Here is a 22,637-nt window from a genome sequence, read left to right as displayed (position 1 = left end):
ATGGCATTTGATTCGAGTGGTGGTAAATGCGTGATTTTTTCTGCTCCTTCAGGTGCCGGGAAAACAACCATTGTTCAATACTTGTTAGGCGAAGTTCCGGAACTGGCATTCTCCATTTCTGCATGCAGTCGTGATCCGAGAGGAGAGGAAGAGCATGGAAAACACTATTATTTTTTGGGAATCGAAGGGTTCAAAGAAAAGATAGATGGCGGTGAATTCATCGAATGGGAAGAAGTTTATACGGATAATTATTACGGAACACTGGCTTCCGAACTGGAAAGAATCTGGGGAGAAGGAAAGACAGTGATTTTTGATGTGGACGTTGTGGGTGGATTGAACCTGAAGAAAATTATGGGCGATAATGCCCTGGCTATTTTCGTACAACCTCCTTCTTTTGAAGCCCTGGAAAAACGACTGCGCTACAGAAGTACGGAAACAGAGGAAAAAATTAATATGCGTTTGGCAAAAGCGCAGATCGAGCTGGACCGTGCACCTGAGTTTGATTATATTCTCCTGAACGACGATTTGCAAAGAGCTTGCAGAGAAGCAGCAGAGATTGTTCACAAATTTATTTCTGGAGTATGAAAGTAGGTTTGTATTTCGGAACGTTTAATCCCATTCATGTCGGTCATTTGGTCATTGCAAATTTCATGGCGGAATACACCGATATCGACCAGGTGTGGCTGGTAGTTACGCCACAGAATCCGCTGAAACTAAAATCTTCTTTACTGGCAGATTACCACCGGTTGGCCATTGTTAATGAAGCGATCCAGGACAATGTGAATCTGAAAGCCTCAGATATTGAGTTCAAGTTGCCACAGCCGAATTATACTGCCACGACTCTTGCATATCTGAAGGAGAAATACCCGACTCACGAATTTTCCCTGATCATGGGAGAAGACAACCTGAGAACTTTCCACAAATGGTACAATCACGAACATTTGCTGGCGAATTATAAATTCTACGTCTATCCGCGTGTTTTGACGGTCCAGGAGGAAGAAGAAGTCCAGGAAATCGGACATCATCCGGAAAATGGATTCAAGAACCACCCGAATATCATTATGTGTGAAGATGCGCCGGTGATGAAAGTGTCATCAAGTTTTGTCAGACACGCTATCAAAGAGGGAAAAGATGTGCGTTACCTGCTAACCGATCCGGTTCGCAAGTACATCGATGAGATGAATTTTTACCGTTAAGCTTTCGCCTTTTTGCTTTTGAATAAGCGTGCAATTTGCTTGCGGAAGAAAAACATCAGGATTAAATAAGGAATTGCAATCAGGAACAGGATTCCGGTATTGATCGAAGAACCGAATGAATTCTCATTCAATTCGCTTCCCTGCTGCGCCAATAATTTACATTGGGAACAACCCTGCCCGAAAACAACATCCACAGCGATCAATGCAATTGCCAATAAAAACAAGCGTTTTTTCATACCGTAAAAGTACGAAACAAACGAATAGAGTAGATATCTCCGGTTGGGATTTAACATATCGTATAGTCGGGGATGGTTGATACGAACTAGCTTTAAGGGAACTAATTAATCAAAGTTTAGAAGTTTTTTAAGTGCATGCAGGTTATATAGATTCCGATCCCCGTATGTACAGGAGAGAGCGGATTTAATTACCTAATTATCTGCGTAAATCGGCGAAATCTGCGTGAAAAAACAGTTATTTGAATCTCTCACAACAACTCCACCAGCTCCTTCCGGCTCAACTGCTTCAGCGTACTTACATCTGTATGCACCAGGTCGCCCACTAATTCGTGTTTGCGCTTTTGCAGTTCCAGTATTTTTTCTTCGATCGTATTCGGTGTGATGAAACGCACGGCAACCACTTTTTTGTCCTGCCCAATCCGGTAAGCACGGTCGATGGCCTGGTTTTCCACTGCCGGATTCCACCACGGATCTACGAGGTACACGTAATCTGCTTGTGTGAGGTTCAAGCCCATTCCGCCGGCTTTCAAACTGATCAGAAAGACGCGGATATTTTCGTTTTCCTGGAAAGCGCTTACCACTTCCTTGCGTTTGCGGGTCTGGCCGGTTAATTTGGAATACGGAATTTCCCGCTCTTCCAACGCCTTCTCGATGAGTTCCAGCATTCCCACGAATTGAGAGAATACCAGGATTTTATGATGCTTCTTTTTGTCTTCGATCTGTTCTACCAATTCCTTGATCTTGGCCGACTGATCGCCGTAGGAAACGCCGTTTTCGTTGATCAATGCAGGTGAGTTACAAATTTGCCGCAATCGGGTCAAGCCTGCCAACACATGCATGCTGTGCTGACCATCCGTGAAATCGGGTTCGCTCAGCAAATATTCCTTCAATTCGGTTTTGTAAACGTCGTAAACGCGCTGCTGCTCGTGATCCATTTCGCAGTAAACTACCATTTCTGTTTTCTCCGGAAGTTCGGTCGCGACTTGTTTTTTGGTACGCCGCAGCAGGAAAGGATGAATGCGTTTTTGCAATTCTTTCGCACGCAGGCTGTCCTGGAATTTATCGATCGGGAAAGCAAAATGCTCCTTGAACTGTTTCAGTGAACCAAACATTCCGGGATTGCAGAAAGACAGGATCGAATAAATATCAAGTGTGTTGTTTTCAATCGGTGTTCCTGTAAGCACAAACCGCTGTTTGGATTGCAGCAAGCGAACGGTTTTGTAGCGTTTGGAATCCGGGTTTTTGATTGCCTGACCTTCGTCAAGGATAATCGTATCAAAGACAAAGTCTTTCAGGTAGCGGATGTCCGAAAGCAGGGTTCCGTAGGTGCTTAAGAGAATATCAAATTCTTCGAAATGATGGACCGACTTGATGCGTTTGGTTCCGTGAAGATCCAAAACCCGCAAATGCGGAGTAAATTTTGCGATTTCATCCTTCCAGTTGAAGACCAGGGAAGTCGGAACAACGATCAGGTGGACACCTTTTTTGGTTTCTAGCTTTTTGGAAAGGTAAGCCAAAACCTGGATGGTTTTTCCCAATCCCATATCGTCTGCCAGGATTCCGCCAAAACCGAAATCGTTCAAAAAATGCAACCAATGATAGCCTTCCCGCTGGTAGTGTCTGAGTTCTGTTTCGAACTGTTGCGGAAGGTCAACTTCAGGAATGCGCTCAAAGTGTGTAATCTTCTCTTTTAAGTCTGTAATCTGTGTCCGGACTGTGCTGTCAATTTCTTCTGCTTCGAACCATTCATCGATGAATTGATAGGAAGTTTTCGGGATCCGGATGACGTCTTCGACCAATTCGCCTTCCTGGAAAAATGCCGAAAAACGGTCGAGCCATTGTTGCGGAAGCAAGGCCATTTGCCCGTCGCCTAATTTTACATAGCGCGATTTCTGGATAATACTGCGCTGAATTTCTTTCAAACGCACGCGGTTATCGCCGACTTTAATATGTGCCTTCGTTTCGAACCAATCAATTCCGCTGATAATTTGAACGGAAACCTTCATGCTTTTCGGAACCAGTTTCAATTTGGTTATTTCCTGGAAACCGTGAATTTCCAGTTCTGCTTCCGACCAGGATTCAAATGCATTCAAAAACCAATCGTTTTCCAAAAACTGGCTTTTGTGCAAATAGAAAAAATCGCCGCCCATCTGGTATTCGAAATCTTTGTGCAAACGGATAATTTGTCCCAGGAAAGCTACTTCCAGGTTTTCATCCCGTGGAATCTCAAAAGAATTCCCCGTTTGATCAATAGTGAGCAATTTGCGTTTGGAAAGAATGGGGATTTCCACATTTCCGTATTCGATGATCGGAGTAATGTGAATATAATGTTCGCTGTCTGTCAGATAAATGCGTTTTGCACCAACGGTTGCCAGTTCTGTTTGTTTAATAATGGCCCGCGTAGCCTTTTTGACGTATGAATAATTGATGCTGATCACGTTCTCCAACGGAACCAAAAAACTGGCCTGGAAAGCATCAAACTGCGACTGGTGAATAATCAGTTTATGATGGTTCTTCCGGAAATAGCTCAATGTTCGCAGGTAATTCCAGTTTTTGATCAGGTATAGGTCCTGCCCGCGACGGATAAACAATTCGCTCTTCATTTTCACCTGGTCGAAGGAAATTTGGTGATTGTCAACTTCAATAAACCCGGTAATTTCGAAGAATTCTTCGTTCTGGTTGACATCCAGGTGCAATTGCATCGGTTTGTCGTGAATATGAAGGGTAAAATCCGTGTCTTTGGGAGGTTTTGTATTCCAGGTTTCGATCACTTCCAGTTTATCAAAAAGCGGTTTGGCAATCCCGATCGATTTGACCACTTTCAGGAAAGTTTCCTCGTCATTAACCAGATTGCGGTACAAATGATGCTTCGTTCCCAACATGCCCAAAGCAGTATAAGCCTGGATCAGCTCCGGGGAAGTTTCCTGCAATGCCAGTTCCAGGGCGTTCAATACCCGGATCGGAGCTTTGATTTTGCCGTTTTGGGTCAAAGCACTTTCATTGACTTCGAACTCAAAATGGTTTTCATCTGGGTAAGCACGAAAGGAAATATAGCGGTTTGGCAGGGGAGCGTGCAATTTTTCCGGGGAAAAGGAAACCGGTGCCAGCTTGCGGTTCAATTCGTCCAGTTTATCAGGAGTTAAACGGATCAACTCCGGGTTTTTCGAAGTCACTTTTACCTGCCGGTTTTCATACGAGAGCTCGAAAAGCCCGTTCCACTTGGTTTCATCCGAAATTCCGTAGGAAAGTGCGGTTTCCGAAATGCGTTTCTTCCGGTCGGATTCATCAAAGAAAGCGCGGAAATCTCCCAGTTCCATGACCCGGTAAAGGACAATGGCCTGGTGATCGCACAGTTTTTTACCATTCCCGCCGCAGCTGCAGGCAAGCACAACGGTCCGGTTTTCCTGTGTCAGGATGACCTCGTGTTCGGCCCGGAAACCGTAATTGCATAAAAAGATGCCTTTGTTGATGGAAAGTTCGACCGCATGAACGGAATTCCCGCTGAAATTCAATACCTGGATAGCTGATGCTTCCGCGAATTTCAAAAGCGTGCCGTAGTTGAGTTCAGCAAAGGTGGAATCGCGAAAAATAAACACATCTTCGTCGTTTTCCGGGTCATCCATTTCAGCTGAACTTAACATCCCGTGAAGATAATTAAAAGCGCCCGGTTTTCTGTTTCCGGGAAGCCTTCAGGAGTAAATTTTACTTAATTTTAGGCCAATCATCTCTAAAATATACATTCAATGAGTTCATTGTGGACTGTTTCAGTAATCAAAAAAGGAAAGAAGTGGATTGATATGGAAGTGCTTTTTGCACATCCGGATGCGGGAAATTTCCCCGAAGACCCGGCTTTTGCCCTGGCGTTACTGACTTCTGAAGCTTACAGTTTCGATAAGGATTACAACCGGGTGGCAACATCGCCGCTTGCAAAGGAAATTCCGTTCGACGATTCGTATTTGCCCGGCTCATTGGGTCCGATAGCGCATAAATTCATTGAGAAAGTGGTGATTTATGAAGCCCGCAATGTTCCTTTCGTGGAAGACGAAGCCCATGAAAAAGTAGGTCAGAAAGTCAAGGATAACCTTGGAATTGATGAAGACCACGAAGATTGGGACGATGAATGGGAAGAAGAATGGAGAAACTTTTGGGACGATGCGAATAACCTTCCCTTGGCGAAATACCGGATTTGGGTCACCGACGAACAATGGACCGAACACCTGAAAGCCGGAAAATACTTCGATACGGCTTCCTTCAGTGAAGATGGTCCGTGGATAAAAGAAAACCGATTGATTGCTTTGGAAAACGAATAAATCCGGGAATAGCCGGATATTTGTACGGGTTGATTATTCTAAGTAATTTGGAGTCTTGAAAACAAGAAGCATCACAAATAGCATCGCATTTTTACTGATCACATTCGTTACGCTGATCTTCCAGTTCAGGCATCTGAATGAAATACCTGCGTATACGCATACGTGGGCTCAAAACGATCGGCTGGCACTTGCAAACGGATTTGTGCGCAACGATCTGAACTTCTTCAAGCCTCAGAATTATATCCTCAATCACCAGTTTCCTAAAAATTGGTCCGATCCGAGCTATTCGACGATTACAGCGGTGGAATTTCCGGTGCATGATTACGTTCCGGCGGTCTTTATGGAGGCTTTCGGCACGAATGAACCGTGGGTTTTCCATGCGTACATACTCATCTACAGCATTGTCGGATTTTTCTTTTTGTACCTGTTGTCGGAGAAGATCTGCGGCTCCAAAATAAAAGCGGCTTTGGTGGTCATTTTTGCGATGTCTTCACCGATTTACATCTTTTACCAGGGCGGATTCCTACCCACGATCCCAAGTATTGCGAATACGATCATAGCGCTTTACTGCTATGCATTGTATTTTGAAGGCGGAAGAAAGAAGTGGTTCAGATGGGCCCTGTTCTTTTTCACTTTTGCTGCGCTTGCCCGTTTCACCTTTGTGATTCCTTACCTGGCGGTTTTGGGCTTCGAACTCATCCGCATTTTCCAAAAGAAAGCAAAATTCTGGCCGAATGTGCTCGGAGTAGGCCTTTCTGCATTGGTTATTTTGGCCGCTCAATACTACAACAGCACGTTGCGGGCAACATACGGGTCGGATTTCCTGAGCCAGCTGTTGCCGGCCGATAATTGGGCGGAAATGAAAACCATCCTGGAACATATCTGGGAAGTGATGGTGCTGGCTTACCTTTCCATGAAACACTATTTCCTGCTGTTCCTGCTGATCGTTCTTGTATTGATTGCTTTGCTCATCAAAGAACGGAATACTTACAGGGTATTCAACGCGTGGTGGATCATCTGCTTGTTTTGGTTTACGGGCGTGGTCTTATTCTGGTTTGCAATGGCCAAGCAATTCTTCGCGCACGATTACTATTTCCTGGACACGTTTTACCTGCCGGTCGTTTTCTTCGTAGCGCTTTGTTTGGCAGTTCTTCCCAAGCCGCAATGGTATTTCGGGGAAACAGTCATGGCTTTATTCGTGATCTATTTCGGGATGATTTCTTTCCGGGAAACTTCCGATTTCCAGGATCAGCGACGTGTTTTTGTGGCGAGTGACCATTTCACGGGATCCGTTATGAACTTTGAAGGATCAGATGAATTCCTGACCAAATCAGGAGTTGCCAGGGAAGATACAATTTTGGTGATCCATACTTACGGGCCGAATATTCCGTTTATCTTTATGAACAGGGTTGGATTGGCTGTTGTAGGCCACGAACCGGATGATATTAACCGGGCACTGAGCTGGAAATGGGATTATGTGGTGTTCCAGAAGCCGTATTTCATGGATGAGGTTTACGCGATTTACCCGGAGATTCTAGAAAAAGTAGAATCGATCGCTACGAATGAAAACCTGATTTTGTGTAAACGGAAAACGGACACGATCCCGCAATCCATGATGGATTTTATGGGGGTGAAAGGAGCGTACAAAACGATCCGTACTGATTTTGAAACGATAAATAAGGCGCAGCCGGGAATTCTGTACGAAAAAGATCCCGCAGATGCTAAAAACCAGGTGGGGGTGGTAGGTGAAAACGAAGCCTATGGTTTTGCACAGGATTTCACCAAAGATGTAGGCCCGGATACGCAGGGAAGAGTATTGAAAATAAAAGGAAAATTCCTGCGTAAGAACGACAACCAGATTGCGATCATCGTGGCGTATTCCCGGGGTAACGATCTGAACTATTATCAGACAGTGGAACTGAACCCGGTTTTACCGGTCAATGAATGGACGGAAAAGGAATTTATCCTGTTCCTCCCGAAACGATCCGCAGCGGATGAAAAATTGAGTTTCTACATCCACAATACCAATAAAAATGTGGTGTTGCTGGATGATTTCGAATTTACCTTTTACAGGAACTAGACCTTAACCGCCTGATCGGTGGAATGATATGGAAACATTTGTAAACAGGATTGTGAGTTACATGGATGAACATGCACTGAATTTTCAGAATGCATGCATTGTCGTTCCATCCGAACGTATGATCGCGTATTTACAACGTGCGTTCTACGAATTTTACCAAAAGCCCATCCTGTCGCCCAAGATCGTGACAATTGACCGCTGGATCCAGGATATCAACCCGATTCCGGTGCTTGATAAAACCAGCTTGCTGTTTGAATTGTACGATATTTTCAAAAAGGACCCGGTGGAAATCAACGTGGATTCTTTTGACTCGTTTATGGCCTGGGGGCAAATATTGCTGAGCGATTTCGATGAAATAGACCGTTACCTGGTGCCCGCCGACCAATTGTTTAAAAACCTTCGGGATATCCGGGAAATCGAGAATTGGTCGTTTAATTCGGAAGAATTGTCCAAAGGTCAGATCCAGTTCATGGCTTTTTGGGACAAGCTGAAACCTTATTATTTTGCACTCGAAGAACGGTTGAATGAAAAATCGCTGACGACCAAGGGAAAAGCGTACCGCTACCTGGCAAACAACATCGATTTGGCTTTTGCGGCCGATAAAGATACCCAGTTCGTATTCGCAGGATTCAACGCGCTTTCGGAGTCGGAAATTTCGATTATGAGGCAACTTTCGATCATGGGCAGGGCTTCGATCCTTATGGATTCCGATGCGTTCTATTTCAACGACAATATTCACGAAGCCGGGCAGTTCCAGCGCGATTTGTGTAAAAGGCTCGAATTGAAAACGCTGCCGTTTATCGAAAATCACCTCAGTACGAAGGAAATGCATATCCGCGTGGTGGAATGTCCGCAGTTTACTTCGCAGGCGCAGGTGGTGGGGAGCGAATTGAAAAAGCTGAATTCCGCTCAGTTAAACGAAACACTCGTGCTTTTGGCCGATGAAAGCTTGCTGAGTTCCATTTTGAAACACCTTCCGGCCGAGATCGGACAGGCGAATATTACCGTTGGTTTGCCCCTGAGACAAACTTCCCTGCGTTCCTGGGTCGACCTGATTTTCAGGCTGCAGGAATCGTTTTTAAGAAGAGGAAATTCCAGTATTTACTACCGGGATTTCATTCAATTTGCGCACCATCCGTTTATTTTGGGGGTACTTTCCGCTGAAGAAAAGAAAGAAATCCAGGACATCGAATCGCGGATCATCAACCACAACTGGCACTTCCTCGACCGGAAAAAACTGGACCTGAGCGAACGCCTGTCCGAGTTGAACAAACTGATCTTTGAACCCTGGAAAAACGATTGGCTGAAAGGAATCCAGGTCATTCAGCAACTCAACGAAAAGCTGGACCTGTGGCTCGAGGAAAAGAACGAACTGGAACGTGCCATTGTTCGCAGGTTTGCGCATGCAACGATCGTTTTGCAAAACATCATGAGCACCCAATCTCCGCTGATGAGCATTTCGTCGTTCCGGAACCTGTTCAATGGAAACTGGAGCAACGAAACCATCGCTTATTTCGGGAATCCGCTGGAAGGCTTGCAGATCATGGGACTTTTGGAAACCCGCGGACTGGATTTCAAGCGCATCTTTGTGTTTGGTTTGAACGAAGGTTCCATGCCGCCTCAAAACGCCATCAACACCATCATCCCGATGGATTTGCGCAAGTATTTCGGGTTGCCGACACCGCGTGAAAAACAGGGATTGTTTGCTCATCACTTTTACCGCTTGCTCCATCACGCCGAAGAAATGCTCATTACCTATTCGAGCGCTTCGGAATCTGTGGGATCGAGTGAACCGAGCCGTTACATTCAGCAAATCGAATTGGAACTCGCACAGGTCAACCCGCATGTGCACATCCAAAAGTCGTTTTACACAGCCGGGAACAAGGAAAAAGTCGGGACTACGGTCATTGAGAAAACAGACGAGGTCATTAATCGCATTTACGAAGTACTGAACGGTGGGATCAGCTTCTCCATGCTGGATAAGTTCATGAGCTGTCCGCTGGATTTCTATTACCGCTACGTATTGCGTTTCGGGGAAGAGAACAAGGTTGAAGAAGACATTGAAAGCAGCACGCTCGGAACGATTATCCACTACGTGCTCGAAACACTTTTTGCACCGTTTATTGACCGGTTCGATGAATCGGGGAGAAAGATTTCAGGCAAAGCGGTTACGGAAGACGACCTGCAGCGGATGGAGAAAGACGTTCCGCTTTTGGTGAGCAAAAGTTTCGAGTTGCACTTCTCGGAAGACCGCAATTCCTGGCAAACGGGAACCAACCACATCAACTTTGAAGTGGCGAAAGAAATGGTTCAGAACGTGCTTCGCCGTGACCGGACCATTTTGAAGGAAAATCCACAGAAAGCCTTGTTTATCCTGGGACTGGAAAGAAGACTGGAAACATTGATCCCGATTGTTCCGGATTCCGGTTCTTCAAAACCGATCGAAGTACGCCTTTCGGGTATTTGCGACCGCATCGACCAGTTTGACGGTGTTCACCGGATCATTGACTACAAATCCGGAAGTGTGAGCCAGGACAAAGTGGAGCTAAAGAAAACGGCCAACCAGGAAAGTTACGAAGAAGCCATTCTGACTAATCGCCGCAAGGGAAATTCCCAGCAAAAACACGTGCTGCAGCTGTTGATCTATTGCTACCTCTACTACAAAGAAACCGGCATTCTGACCGACCAGGCAGGAATTTTCTCCTTCCGGTCCATCAAGGAAAGCCCGCATTTCCTGAAACTCCCCGACGACATCCGCAAAGAAGACATCCCCGAGTTCCTGGAGCAAATCCTCAAACAGACCATTTCCGACATGCTGGACCAAAGCGTTCCTTTCGAGCACAACAAAGACTCGAAGTTCTGCGCTTATTGTAATTAATAAAAGACTATAGCAGCAAATAGTTTTCGGATAGCTGATTTTGCATTGGAAAAAGTAGTGAGAATTGAGAAGAGATATTTTCATGGCCTGTGGCAGAACGCATTTTTTTTGTAACATTTGGAAGATCTGAAAGTTAAACGAATACCATGCAACTAAAATTCTTACCGCTTTATACCTTGTGTTTTCTATTACTGGGTTGTTTCCAGGACAAATCCCGGTTGAAAGGAACTCTGAAACTACCTCCCTACGAAGATCTGATTGCCTCCGTGGAAAACCAGCGTACTGCTTTTCAGAAAGAATACATGAATGCGGATGAAGAATCCCGTAGCAGGATCGAACACAAAGCAACTTCTTACCTCCTGGAAAAGATCACACACGATTTCTTCGAGCAGTGGTACGGGACCGAGTGGGATTTTAACGGAACAACGCGCACCCCGCGAAAAGGAAAAATAGCTTGCGGTTATTTCATCACCACCGTGCTTTTGGATGCCGGGTTTAAAATTCCGCGCGTCAAATGGGCGCAGCAGGCTTCCGAATATTACATCACCCGGATGACCACTGAAGTGAAACGCTTCAGCAACAAATCGCCCGAATTTATGAAAGGCTATTTCCTGGATCAACCGGATGGACTGTTCGTAGCAGGACTCGATAACCACGTGGGTTTTGTATACAAATCAGGTAAAAAAGTGACTTTCACACACGCCAGCTATTACGATCCGCAAACCGGTGTTCAAACCGAAGAACTGGACGGTGACAATCCTTTTGCCAAATCGGCCTACCGCGTGGTGGGGCACATCCTGAACCGGGAAATGATCCGCAAGTGGATCCTGGGGGAAAGCTGGGAAGTGTGATTTTTCTTACCGCAAAGAGAATGAGCGGGCAAAGGATAAACTCAAAATCTTTGAGTCCTTATGTTTCTTTGCGGTTCATTTAAATGGGTTTTACTCTCCCAACCCTTCTTCTTTCAACGTTTTGTCGATACCTTCCAGGTCTGCGTAGAATTCTTCGCCGAATGCGCGGATGAGTGGTTCGCGCAGGAATTTGTATACCGGAACATCCAGTTTTTCGCCGCACGCACAAGCCGGTTTGCAGATATTCCATTCTTCGTAGTTCAAGGCAAGGCCCTCGCTCAGTTTTTTGACGCGGATCGGGTACAAATGGCAGGAAACCGGTTTTTTCCAGGTCGTTTTCCCGGATAAATACGCCTGTTCAATCGCACATTTGGTAATTCCCTGGTCGTCAAAATACACAAAGGCGCATTCCTTGCCGTTCACTAAGGTCGATGCAGGTTCGTTCCACGGGTCCATGTAAAACACCCCCGATTTTTGTACGGCTTCAATTCCTTCCGGGCGCATGAAGGGCATCACATCGTCCAGGATTTCTTCCATAATGTCTACTTCCTCGAAAGTAAGCGGAGCTCCACCGTCACCTTCCACGCAGCACGCGCCTTTGCAGGCGTTCAGGTCGCACACAAATTTGCGGTCGAATACTTCCGTGGAAATCAATTTATCATCTATCGCTACGATCATACTGTTACTGAATTAAAAGAACGGACCAACTCACTCAGATCCTCAAATTGTGCATCGGCCAACATCAGTTTCGGTTCTGGATGATGCGTTTTTTCAGGTACACAAAATACGGTCATCCGGGCTGCTTTCCCGGAAATAATCCCGTTCAGGGAATCTTCGATCACCAAGCAGCGTCTGGGGTCCAGACCCAGGCTTTTTGCGGTCGTTAAGTAAACGGCAGGATGAGGTTTTCCGTACAATTCGAATTCTGCGGAATGGATGGCCTGGAAAAAATGGCGGATCTGCAAAGTATCCAGGATACAGTCGATCAAAACCTGGTAAGAAGAAGTCGCCAAACCGATTTTCAGTCCCTTCGAAGCAAAAAACTCCAGGGATTCTATCACACCGGGAAGTGGAGTGGCGCGTTCGGTCAGTAATTCCACCATGCGCCGCACAATGGCATTTTCCACATCTTTCGGAGTTGCATCCGGCCACGGGGAAACCTGGTACCAATAAGCAATCACTTCATCGATGCGCAATCCCACCGTTTGCTGAAAATCTTCTTTGGTAAGCGGGCAACCCACACTTCTGAATACGTCTTCCATGGCAATTTTCCACAAAGGTTCCGAGTCGGTAAGCACTCCGTCCATGTCATAAATCACTCCGTCAAACTTGCTGAGATTCATTTCTTCTTTTGTACTGGTTTAATGATGTACATATTTCCGCCGCCAATGATCTTCTGCCGTTCGTCTGCCACGTAAATTTTCCCGTTCGAATGCACGGCGATGGCTTCTTTCTGGGTTATCGGCAAAAGTGTTTGATGGGATTCGTATTTCGCTCTTCCGTTCTCAAAACTGTGCGTGATGATCCGGTTATAGGTCAACAGGTATAATTTGTCGTTGCGAATGTCGGCCGAAGTAGCTGCATCCCTGAACCAATCGCGCTTTCCAAGCACCATGTAATACTTCTTTTTAGCTTTGTATGTTCCGGGTTTCGTGGGAAGCGCATACACGTAGCATTTCCCGTCGAAAGGTTCCGCGCGGCATTTGGTAAACAAATACAGGGAATCATTATAAAAACTCATGGCCTCGCAATCGAAGTACTTTTCAGTCAGTTTCGGTGGAAAGCCGGTTTGTTCGGGATACGAGAAATCAATGAATTTCGCCTCCACATCTTCGTTGTCGAGTACCTTTTTCAGGCTCACTTTCAGCACTCTTAAATTGGTACGGGTGTTATTATTATTCCCGAAATCTCCCAGGTACAAATTCCCTTTATGATCCGTCGCAATATCTTCCCAATCGGTATTGTCCGCGTTGGTAACCGTTATTTTATGGCGAATGCTTCCGTCCAGGTTCAGCACGAAAATCTTGGGATCATTTCCACCATCATTGTGAGCAATCAGCGTGCTGTCGTTTGCAAAAACCCACCCGGAAATTTCTTTCAGGTCCTTCGGCAGACGGTTCGTTTTCTGGACCGTTGCTGCAAGAAGGAATATAGGAATAAATAAGAGAAACGCCTTTTGCATGCTGCAAAAATACGAAGAAAACACGTAGGGGCGCGATTAATCGCGCCCCTACGTTATTGTTGTAAAATGTATTGTTAATTCAACACTGCTTCCACCCAGGACTTCCCCCATTCTGCAGTTTCTGTTTCAGACCACAATTCCGGGTAAAAAATGCGCTTCTGGAAACGCGGCGGAAGGTATTTCTGCCAGTTCGTACCACCTGTTGCAGCGATATCGCCTTTGTCTTTCTGTAAATAACGCACCGCAGACTTATAGTGAACCAACGGCCAGTTAATGTTTACGTTTACATCGTTCTGCTTCAGCACATGGATAACTTCAGGCGATTCCTGGTCTTCAGCCGGTAAGCGTAAATAACATTGCCACAGGTTATCGTTGCGCAGTTTTTCACCCATCTGAATGAATTCCTCGCGGTAACGGTCCTCGAATTGAGTCAATGTCAAAGTCTTCTTACCGGTTTCAATATCTGTTGCTCCTTCTTTCCAGTAAATATTCTCAAAAAGCTCGGCAATCGGTTCTTTACCGGTATATTTTGCACGGTGGTCTTTGTGAACCAACTGCAGGAAATCCGTAGAGAAAATTTCGATTTTGCGGTACTGCGCGGATTGGAAACCGGAAGCCGGTGCCAACGCCAGTCTGAACTTCAGGAATTGTTCTCGCTGCATTCCGTCGACCATGATCTCAAAACTCTTTGTCAAAGCCTCAAAATAACGGTTGATGCGCTGAACGTGCTCCACGAAGAAAGCCGCATCCAGGTTCTTGCGATCTGAAATTTGCTGAAATTCATGCAGGCATAACTTAAAGTATAGTTCCGTTACCTGGTGGTACATCAGGAAAACCATTTCATCCGGGAAATCGGTATATGTTTTCTGTAAAGACAACAACGTGTCTACCTGAATGTAGTCCCAATAGTTCGGCATTCTTGAATACAGCAAACTATCCAGGTACGTGACTAAATCCTGACCTTGCGCATCATACTTCGCTTTAAGAAGAGTAATTCTTTCTAAGATTTCAGGAGTTAATTCCATGTATTTTCAGCTTTTAGACAGCAAAGATAGGGGAAAGCAATGTATTAATCATGAACAAAAACGTGAATATTTGAACATTTGGCACTCCGTCCCCTTCGCTTACTAAATTTTTAGCATGGTAAAACGTTTTACTATTTTGCCTTTATCAGGTCGTGTTTTAATCCCGACCATTCCACCAGATGAAGCTTAACAGATCCCACCGGAATTTTTGCTTTCACCAGGATCGGAATGCGGTTTTCGTCTTTTGTCACCCAAAAGTTTAGGTCATCCTGTTTTTTAAACACGCGTCCGGTTTGAACAACCGGGGCAAATTTCATACAGTTGAACTTTCCTTTGCGGATGGAAATCTTCTCATCACCCAGGTATTTCACTTTCAACGGCCAGATTTCATCGTCCATAAAACATTTGAATTCGAACGTATCACCGACCTTTGCAGATTTGAAATTCAAAGTCCGGGCATAGTAGAATGAAGAGATCATATCCTGGATTCCGGAAGGTGTGCTGAAATCCTTCTCACCGTTGTGTACTTTCTGTTTGTCTTGCTTGAATGCATAATCCTGGGAAAGCTTGTATCCGCCCTCTTCCACACGACGCACGAATTGCCACGGAAAAATCCCTTTTTTGTCGATGTAACTTTCATAGACATCATTCACCTTGTAAACGGCATTGAATCCGCCGAGTGTTTTTCCCGTTCCTTTGATATGATATAGATCGCGTGTTCCGTTTCCTTTTTTGCTGGTTTCCTTAACTTCAAGGACCGCTTCACCCGCATCGATGAAACCATATGTAATGCGGTAGCGCAGTTTTTCTCCTGTTTGAAATGAATTGTTTGAAACAGTTGGCAGCGCGATTTCCTGCATACTGCAAGCTAAACCCACTACTAAAATGACTGCTGCGGAGATAATCAAACGTGTTTTCATAATTGAATTTCTAATTTATTGGAAAAAGGGATTACAAACTAAATGCCAAAAATCACTGTTCCGGCTTTAAGAGAAATAATTGATTTCCAGTGAAAAGGTACAATTTTTCCGAAACCAATCAAAATACCTAAAATCTGGTATTGAGCGGGAAGCACACCTCCCTTACTTTTGTGACCAAATTTAGTACCATGAAAAAAACCGCAATCGGGCTATTTGTACTTGCTTCAGTAGCATTTACTGCATGTAAGAAAGATAAAAAGGAAGACGAAACGTCTACGGATCAATATGCACAGCAAAAAACGGACATCAAAAAAACGTATGCGGATATGGCGTTCGCTGTATACAAGGATTCATATACTGCAACCGTAACCTTGCAAACTGCATGTCACACCTTGGCGGATAACCCTTCTCAGGCAAACCTGGATGCTGCTAAACAGGCATGGCTGGATGCACGTGAGATTTACGGTTTAACAGAAGTTTTCCGGTTTGTTGACGGACCGATTGACAATACCAACGACGGACCGGAAGGTTTGATCAATGCATGGCCGATGGACGAGAACTACGTGGATTATGTAGTGGGTGAGCCAAATGCTGGAATCATCAATGACGTAGCTAATTACCCGACTATTGATGCGGCAACAATCGTTCAGGCGAATGAATTCGGTGGTGAAACAAAAATTTCCTGTGGATACCACGCAATCGAATTCTTATTGTGGGGACAGGATTTAAGTGCGCTTACTGCCGGACAAAGATCTTACGAGGATTATGTGATCGGAGGCTCCACTGCTGATAACGAAGGCCGTCGTGCAACTTATTTGAAAGTAGTAGTTGACTTGTTGGTTTCTGCTTTGGACCAGGTGAAAGATGCTTGGGATCCTGCAATTCCGGGAAGCTACTACCATACTTTCCAGGCATTGGACAGCAAAACAGCTTTGCGTAAAATGTTCAACTCGATGCGTGTACTTGCTGGAGACGAATTGGCTGGTGAGCGTATCTATGTTGCTTACGAAAATGCAAACCAGGAAGATGAGCATTCTTGTTTCTCAGACAATACACACCGGGATATTTACCTGAATGCATTGGCAGTTGAGAACCTGTACAAAGGAAACTACACTTCTCCGTTCGGAAATAACATCAGCGGATATTCTCTGGAAGATTTGGTAGGTACGATCGATGCTGCAAAAAACACGGCATTGGTTAACCGTTTTGCCGCTACGATGGGATACATCGCTGTGATGTACCATCCGTTCGACCAGGCAATCGTGTTGCCGGCTGAGCGTCCTAAAGTATTGGATGTAGTGACTTCACTGCAAAGTGAACAAGTAGATTTAGATGCTGCAGCTGCAGTATTCTCAATAACATTTTAATGAAACAGTTATTCCTGCTCGGAATCGTTTTATCAATCGTGGTTTTTTCCTGTAAGAAGGAAGAAACCACTGTTGTTTCTGCGTATAGCGACGATTCAACATTGGTGAATCTGGCCGGGGATTGCAGCACGGGAGATCAAACATCCTATGCTTTCTCTTACCAGATCAACGGGCTCACTTCGGCCCAGTCACTGATGTTCTATGTAGGAAATTCGTTTTTTAATCAAAGCTGGGTGCAGGCACCTTCTTCAACAACTGCCAGAGACGGGTTAGGGCCATTGTTCAATGCAAGATCCTGTTCGGCTTGTCACTTCCGCGACGGAAGAGGAGCTCCCCAGTCAAATTCCGGTTTGCTTTTCCGCCTGGGCGCAAACTTTGACAATTCCCCCGATGCCATTTACGGCGGACAATTACAGGATTTCTCGCACAATTCCATCACACCCGAAGGAAGCATGGGAATTACCTATGTAGAGGAAACCGGTTATTTTGCCGACGGAAGCACTTATTCGCTCAGGAAACCGGTTTACACGGTTGCAGGTCAAAGCTATGGAGCGATGCAGGGAACAACCGGGATTTCTCCGCGGGTTGGACAGCAAATGATTGGTTTGGGGCTTTTGGAACTCATTTCCGAAGCAGATATTTTGGCAAATGCAGATCCGAATGACGCGAATGGTGATGGTATTTCAGGAGTTGCGAATTACGTAACGGATATCGTATCCGGAATGCCGGTTATCGGCCGCTTCGGATGGAAAGCGAACGTAGGAAGCATTGCACACCAGGTAGCAGGAGCATTCAACGGGGATATCGGTATTACCAGCACTTACTTCCCGAATGAGAATTATACGGCCAATCAGCCTTCCTGTGCCGGTTTACCTAATGGGGGAACGCCGGAAATCGAAGACAACGATCTGAATGCGGTGATTCTTTATGCAAAAACGCTGGCGGTTCCGAGAAGAAGAAATGTAACGCAGGGCGAAGTAAAATTCGGTGCGCAGTACTTCAAATCGCTTGGATGTGTTTCCTGTCATAAGATGAATTTCACCACCGGTTTCGGCGGAGACATTGCCCCTTTGAAAAACCAAAAAATAACTCCTTATACAGACCTGCTGCTCCACGATATGGGGCCTGGCCTGGCAGACAATGTTCCGGATCATCTGGCTTCCGGTTCTGAGTGGCGAACACAGCCGCTTTGGGGATTAGGGTTGATCTCATTAGTGAACGGTCATACGTATTTGCTCCACGACGGAAGAGCACGGTCCATAGAAGAAGCTATTTTATGGCACGGTGGAGAAGCTGAAAAGAGCAAGGAAAACTACAAGAAACTTCCCGCGAAACAGCGCGCCTACCTTTTAAAGTATCTGCAATCGTTATAATTGAAAAGTATTGAACCTTTGAACTTTTCAACGGTTTGAACACCATCCTAAAGGATGGAAATCTCCGTTCTCCGGTTCTTCGCCTTTCCTTGCGGAGTGGTGTTATCAGCAACAGGTTTGCTTTCTCCGTAACCCTTTGCCTGCATGCGCCCGGCATCAATTCCCTGGCTGATGAGGTAATTCCGGACGGATTCCGCGCGTTGCTGTGAGAGTATTTGATTGGCGCGTTCTTCTCCGTCACTGTCCGTGTGTCCGTCAATTCGAATCTTCAGGTCCTTTTTGCGCTTCATAATTTCTACCAGGTTTTTCAGATGCGCATAGCTGGCAGCTTTCAGGTCTGCTTTGGCCGTTTCGAATTGAAGGTTGGTAAACGAAAAAGTCGTTCCGGGATCGTATTCAATGACCAATTCTGCTTCTTCAAAAAATTCACCGGGTTTTACCGCAGGAATTTCCAGGGTATTGTACTCAATTTCATCGCCGATACTTTGGATGCGGATATCGTAAACATCACCACTCGGTAGCTGGATAACGAATTGCCCGGCTTGATTCGTAACTCCCGAAAGTGTTTGTTTGGACTTTTGTCCCACGAAAAGCACTTTGTCATTCGGATAAGGTTTCCCGTTAAATCCTTTGACAACGACTTTAACAGGAGCCTTGGTTGCTTGTGCGTTTACACCGAAAGCAAGGACCGCGAAGCATAAAGAGTATATGAGTTTCATAACAGTGTTTTTATGCTCAATGTCGGTATTTGAGAAAAGTAACAATTGAATGGCATTTTCGAAAAGTGAAATTCGGAAATTCAAGCCGGAGTTCGTTAACCGGAATGCTTGCGCACCCGTTCGCAATTTGGCAAACTTACCATTTAGCGAATTAACTCGGCGCGTCGCCGTTGGTATGCAGAATGCCCGGAGAATTTGATCTTGAAACCTGCCAAATTGTATAGTTATTTTAGGACGGGTCAAGTACGGGTCATGTATAGGTCAAGTATGGGTATAGTATGAAACCATTAATAATTGAACAATCGCTTAAAAATTCAACATCCATAAATCGACACCGAATAAATACTACTTTTAAGCTTCCAAAAGGAAGTTCATGAAATTCATCCGATTTAAGATTTTACTGGTGTTTGCCATTGCTTTTATAGTGGGACTGATTTTCTACTGTTTAAATTGGTCGACCCAGGAAAGCATTATTTTTTCGTGGCTTACATTCGGCGGATTATACCTTCTGGAAAGTGTGATTACGATGATCCGCATTCCTTCCAAATCGATCCGCTTGCGTGCCAAAGAAGAAGATCTGGGTGTCTGGATGCAATTCATCGTATTGGTAATGACCTGTTCCACAGCTTTGGTGGCCATTATTTTCTGGAATAGCGATAACAACAGCCATTTCAGTAAGCACAGCACAATCCATGAGGTTTTCTTCATCGCTACCGTAACTTTGGCCTGGATGGTCCTGCACCTGTCGTTTACTTTCCGCTATGCCCATTTGTATTACGGCGACAGAGACGAGAAAGCTGCCGAAGATTCCCGCGGATTGGAATTTCCCGGAGAAGAGCACCCGGATTATTTTGATTTCGCTTACTATTCCTTCACGATCGGGATGACCTTCCAGGTTTCCGACGTCGTGATCAAAAAGAAAGGACTGCGCCGTTTAACACTGGCCCATTCCCTGGTCGCTTTTTTCTTCAATACCATCCTGATCGCCATCACGATCAACGAGATTATTAATCTGTAAGTTTTTAAGCACAATTGAAAGGCAGTTTTGCCTACTTTTTCTGCCTTGGCAAAAGTAGGATAACTACCCTGCGACCGGTTCGGGCGCTACAGCTTCTTCTTCCTTCGGCTCCGGGAAAACAATCGTCTTCTCCAACACTTTTGTAGGAACAAACGGCTGACTGGTGAGCGGGAACAAATCCATCAACTCGCCGCTGTAGTAGAATTCGTAACACAAACCACCGAAAGTATACTCCTTGTCGCCTACATTGAAAGTAGAACCACCCACAGCAGGGTTTTTCTTTGGCTTACTTTTCTGGAAACCAAGGTTGTAAAGCGTTCCCAGGATTTCCGGGCGGTAAGCAAGCGTAAATCCTTCTTTTTCCCAGTGCGACTGGAACTGGCGCAGGAAGAATGCCGTGTACAAATACGAATAGAAATGATCTCCGCCTTTCATCAAACGCTGAATCGTCAAATGCTTATGCGCTTCAATTGTATCGTTGACCAGTTCCGGGAAGGAATCTTTGACATTCAAACAATTCTGGTAATACGCCCCCGGGTAGAAAGCGCTCGTTTTGTCAAAAAGGTTTTTCTCAATTTTCAAGGCCGTATTCTGAAGGATTCCCGTTACCCCGTATCCGCGGTTGGTAGTCATGATCAACCGGTTGTAGGGAATCACGTACTTTTTGAATTGTTCACGGGAAGAGTTAAACATGCGAATCTGTTCTCCTACCAAACACATCACAATCAGGCGCGACTCAACACCCGTAATGCGTGAAACGGAGTCAATTGCAGCACTATCGGCTCTTACCACGCGGCAGAATTCTTTCCATTCCCGATAGTTCGCCCACGGATAGATCGAAAGGGAAGCTTCGCTTGCTGCAGCCTCAATACGCGCCAATTCCTGCTGGTAACCTTTGTGCTTTTTCATGCGCAGGTTTGCGGCATCCAGCATGCGTAAAGCAATCGTCACATCCCCCGAACGCTGGAATGCATCCAGGATGAGCTTGGCATTGTGCGGGTAGTATTTGGCCAAAAGCCCCACGTTTTGGTACATCTGCCGCTCCTGCTTGGCAAAAGTCAAGCTATCTGTTTGGAAGCCCTGGTTGTATTTCCCAGCCATTTCAGAAAAATAACGGCTGTTCAGATCCACGTTTCCGCTGTCGTTCGTCCACTTGAATTTGGCGGCCAAAGCAACGCCGATCAGGGCCATAGCGAACAATGCCAATAAGTGTATCACTCCGAAATAACCGCGGCGCAGCCATTTTCTGAATTTACTTCTGGGCTTTTTAGTGGTTTCGGCTTGTGCCTGGATAGGAGAAGCGGGTTGTTCCATGGATGGTCTTAATTTTGTGCAAAAGTAAAAATCTGTTGCGAAAAATGCACACATTCACCTGCAATCCGTTGAAAATGATTTCAATCAGCGTCTTTTAGCAGATAAAAAGAGGGTATTAGTGTGTGAAAATCACGTCCGCAAGTAAAACGTTTACGGATCTGTAATAACTTTAAAAAAGAAATACTTCAACTCCTTATGAACAAGTTCATTACCTGTTTCATGCTCCTCCTGGTAGTTGCTTGCTCCACGGACCAAACAATCCGTAAGCCGGTCGCAACTGACAAGCTGAGATTAACCGTCAGCGCGAAATATGCTTTTGCTATGGGATACGGAACGATCTTTACCTGTAAAGTGAAATCCGTGGAAACCGGGTTGATGGAAAAAGGAACCGTTTTTAAACTGGTTACCGTGAAACGCCGCTACGAAGAATACCTGATGGAACATCCGGTTTGTAAGATTACCTTTAAAAAGATCGCAACCCACGTGGAAGACAACTGGCTCACTACCGACGGATTTATCGATAAACAAAAGAACAGTTGGGAAGTAGTTGCGATGAAATAAAAAAATAATTTTCAGTCAAATGTTTACCTTTCCGTTTTCTGAACACAACCGGTAAATTCAACATGGAGAAACGCCTATACGATCCTTTGGAAATCAAAAAAGAGCTTGCTGTGCTGTACAGGCACTTTCCGGAGGTCAAACGCTTGCTTCGAACCTTTGGTTGTGACGGCCTGACCGCAGAAGACCTCTTCCAGGAAGCCCTGATCATTTACCTGCGAAAGAAAAACGATCCCGGTTTTGAGTTCCAATTGGCTCCGGTTCATTTCATCAAACAGACCTGTAAATTGCTGTGGTACAATGCTTCCCGCAAAGATCAGAAACAAGGCGCAGGAAGCCTGGAAACGGATCCCGAAGAAACACCGGAGACCTGGATGGAGAAGGAATTGCAGTATAAGCAACTTGAGTCTGCCCTGACGAAAATCGGGGAGCAATGCCGCGAACTCCTGCATTTGTTCTACGGCTTGGGCTGGAACATGACAGATATTGCCAAAAAGCTCGGTTTCCGGAATGATAAAGTGGCGAAGGCCCAGAAATACCGCTGCATCCAAAAAGCCAAGGAATTGGTGCAGGAAGCTCAGCTGAATGTCGAACTCAATCAATTCTAAGC

Annotated in this window: 20 protein-coding genes; 11 read left to right on the top strand and 9 right to left on the bottom strand. The window is 45.3% G+C overall.

Annotation, left to right across the window (positions count from 1 at the left end):
- The gene (gene gmk / locus ABDW02_RS12235; RefSeq protein WP_343634842.1) at nucleotides 1-585 is read left to right on the top strand and encodes a guanylate kinase; all 585 of its coding nucleotides are present in this window, start codon (nucleotides 1-3) and stop codon (nucleotides 583-585) included.
- Nucleotides 582-1,196, top strand: coding sequence for a nicotinate (nicotinamide) nucleotide adenylyltransferase (gene nadD / locus ABDW02_RS12230; protein WP_343634841.1), 615 nt, complete (start codon nucleotides 582-584; stop codon nucleotides 1,194-1,196). The genes gmk and nadD overlap by 4 nt, the downstream gene beginning before the upstream one ends.
- On the opposite strand, the gene ABDW02_RS12225 is transcribed toward nadD, so the two are convergent.
- Complete coding sequence (locus tag ABDW02_RS12225; protein ID WP_343634840.1) at nucleotides 1,193-1,432, bottom strand: hypothetical protein; 240 nt, start codon at nucleotides 1,430-1,432, stop codon at nucleotides 1,193-1,195. The two genes, nadD and ABDW02_RS12225, sit on opposite strands and share 4 nt — an antisense overlap.
- A 248-nt stretch (nucleotides 1,433-1,680) precedes the next feature.
- A complete protein-coding gene (locus ABDW02_RS12220) occupies nucleotides 1,681-5,073 on the bottom strand; it encodes an SNF2-related protein (protein ID WP_343634839.1) in 3,393 nt (1,130 codons plus the stop codon).
- 102 nt (nucleotides 5,074-5,175) lie between these two features.
- On the opposite strand from ABDW02_RS12220, the gene ABDW02_RS12215 reads away from it, so the two are divergent.
- From ABDW02_RS12215 to ABDW02_RS12200, 4 genes are all read left to right on the top strand, one after another.
- A complete protein-coding gene (locus ABDW02_RS12215) occupies nucleotides 5,176-5,742 on the top strand; it encodes a hypothetical protein (protein WP_343634838.1) in 567 nt (188 codons plus the stop codon).
- 55 nt (nucleotides 5,743-5,797) lie between these two features.
- Nucleotides 5,798-7,822, top strand: a complete 2,025-nt coding sequence (locus ABDW02_RS12210; protein WP_343634837.1) for a glycosyltransferase family 39 protein — start codon at nucleotides 5,798-5,800, stop codon at nucleotides 7,820-7,822.
- Between the two features lie 28 nt (nucleotides 7,823-7,850).
- Nucleotides 7,851-10,700, top strand: a complete 2,850-nt coding sequence (locus ABDW02_RS12205; protein WP_343634836.1) for a PD-(D/E)XK nuclease family protein — start codon at nucleotides 7,851-7,853, stop codon at nucleotides 10,698-10,700.
- Nucleotides 10,701-10,846: 146 nt separating this feature from the next.
- Nucleotides 10,847-11,551, top strand: coding sequence for a hypothetical protein (locus ABDW02_RS12200; RefSeq protein WP_343634835.1), 705 nt, complete (start codon nucleotides 10,847-10,849; stop codon nucleotides 11,549-11,551).
- Nucleotides 11,552-11,641: 90 nt separating this feature from the next.
- Here ABDW02_RS12200 and ABDW02_RS12195 read toward each other — a convergent pair whose 3' ends face one another.
- The 5 genes from ABDW02_RS12195 to ABDW02_RS12175 all read right to left on the bottom strand — a co-directional run bounded on the left by ABDW02_RS12195 (nucleotide 11,642) and on the right by ABDW02_RS12175 (nucleotide 15,678).
- Nucleotides 11,642-12,226 (bottom strand): DUF3109 family protein, encoded by a 585-nt coding sequence (locus tag ABDW02_RS12195; protein ID WP_343635949.1) that lies wholly within the window; start codon nucleotides 12,224-12,226, stop codon nucleotides 11,642-11,644.
- Complete coding sequence (gene hxpB / locus ABDW02_RS12190) at nucleotides 12,226-12,894, bottom strand: hexitol phosphatase HxpB (RefSeq protein ID WP_343634834.1); 669 nt, start codon at nucleotides 12,892-12,894, stop codon at nucleotides 12,226-12,228. The genes ABDW02_RS12195 and hxpB overlap by 1 nt, the downstream gene beginning before the upstream one ends.
- A complete protein-coding gene (locus tag ABDW02_RS12185) occupies nucleotides 12,891-13,733 on the bottom strand; it encodes a hypothetical protein (RefSeq protein WP_343634833.1) in 843 nt (280 codons plus the stop codon). The genes hxpB and ABDW02_RS12185 overlap by 4 nt, the downstream gene beginning before the upstream one ends.
- 74 nt (nucleotides 13,734-13,807) lie before the next feature.
- Complete coding sequence (locus ABDW02_RS12180; RefSeq protein WP_343634832.1) at nucleotides 13,808-14,758, bottom strand: tryptophan 2,3-dioxygenase family protein; 951 nt, start codon at nucleotides 14,756-14,758, stop codon at nucleotides 13,808-13,810.
- A gap of 131 nt (nucleotides 14,759-14,889) precedes the next feature.
- Nucleotides 14,890-15,678 carry a DUF3108 domain-containing protein gene (locus tag ABDW02_RS12175; protein WP_343634831.1) on the bottom strand — a complete coding sequence of 263 codons (789 nt, stop codon included), beginning with the start codon at nucleotides 15,676-15,678 and terminating at the stop codon, nucleotides 14,890-14,892.
- Nucleotides 15,679-15,866: 188 nt separating this feature from the next.
- Between ABDW02_RS12175 and ABDW02_RS12170 the strand changes: the two genes are divergently transcribed.
- Together ABDW02_RS12170 and ABDW02_RS12165 are read left to right on the top strand one after the other, a co-directional pair.
- A complete protein-coding gene (locus tag ABDW02_RS12170) occupies nucleotides 15,867-17,045 on the top strand; it encodes an imelysin family protein (RefSeq protein WP_343634830.1) in 1,179 nt (392 codons plus the stop codon).
- Nucleotides 17,045-18,418, top strand: coding sequence for a di-heme oxidoredictase family protein (locus tag ABDW02_RS12165; RefSeq protein ID WP_343634829.1), 1,374 nt, complete (start codon nucleotides 17,045-17,047; stop codon nucleotides 18,416-18,418). The genes ABDW02_RS12170 and ABDW02_RS12165 overlap by 1 nt, the downstream gene beginning before the upstream one ends.
- A 47-nt stretch (nucleotides 18,419-18,465) precedes the next feature.
- On the opposite strand, the gene ABDW02_RS12160 is transcribed toward ABDW02_RS12165, so the two are convergent.
- Nucleotides 18,466-19,137 carry an OmpA family protein gene (locus ABDW02_RS12160; protein ID WP_343634828.1) on the bottom strand — a complete coding sequence of 224 codons (672 nt, stop codon included), beginning with the start codon at nucleotides 19,135-19,137 and terminating at the stop codon, nucleotides 18,466-18,468.
- 373 nt (nucleotides 19,138-19,510) lie between these two features.
- Here ABDW02_RS12160 and ABDW02_RS12155 point away from each other — a divergent pair, with 373 nt between their 5' ends.
- Nucleotides 19,511-20,155, top strand: coding sequence for a DUF1345 domain-containing protein (locus ABDW02_RS12155; protein WP_343634827.1), 645 nt, complete (start codon nucleotides 19,511-19,513; stop codon nucleotides 20,153-20,155).
- Nucleotides 20,156-20,218: 63 nt separating this feature from the next.
- Here ABDW02_RS12155 and ABDW02_RS12150 read toward each other — a convergent pair whose 3' ends face one another.
- Nucleotides 20,219-21,469, bottom strand: a complete 1,251-nt coding sequence (locus tag ABDW02_RS12150; protein ID WP_343634826.1) for a hypothetical protein — start codon at nucleotides 21,467-21,469, stop codon at nucleotides 20,219-20,221.
- A gap of 195 nt (nucleotides 21,470-21,664) precedes the next feature.
- Here ABDW02_RS12150 and ABDW02_RS12145 point away from each other — a divergent pair, with 195 nt between their 5' ends.
- Both ABDW02_RS12145 and ABDW02_RS12140 read left to right on the top strand, forming a co-directional pair.
- Nucleotides 21,665-22,030 (top strand): hypothetical protein, encoded by a 366-nt coding sequence (locus tag ABDW02_RS12145; protein ID WP_343634825.1) that lies wholly within the window; start codon nucleotides 21,665-21,667, stop codon nucleotides 22,028-22,030.
- 62 nt (nucleotides 22,031-22,092) lie between these two features.
- Complete coding sequence (locus tag ABDW02_RS12140; protein ID WP_343634824.1) at nucleotides 22,093-22,635, top strand: sigma-70 family RNA polymerase sigma factor; 543 nt, start codon at nucleotides 22,093-22,095, stop codon at nucleotides 22,633-22,635.
- Nucleotides 22,636-22,637 lie beyond the last annotated feature (2 nt).

This window comes from Fluviicola sp. (assembly GCF_039596395.1).
Taxonomy (GTDB): Bacteria; Bacteroidota; Bacteroidia; order Flavobacteriales_D; family Crocinitomicaceae; genus Fluviicola.
Note: the sequence above shows the minus strand (reverse complement) of the source record. Positions and strands in the feature narration are given on the sequence as shown.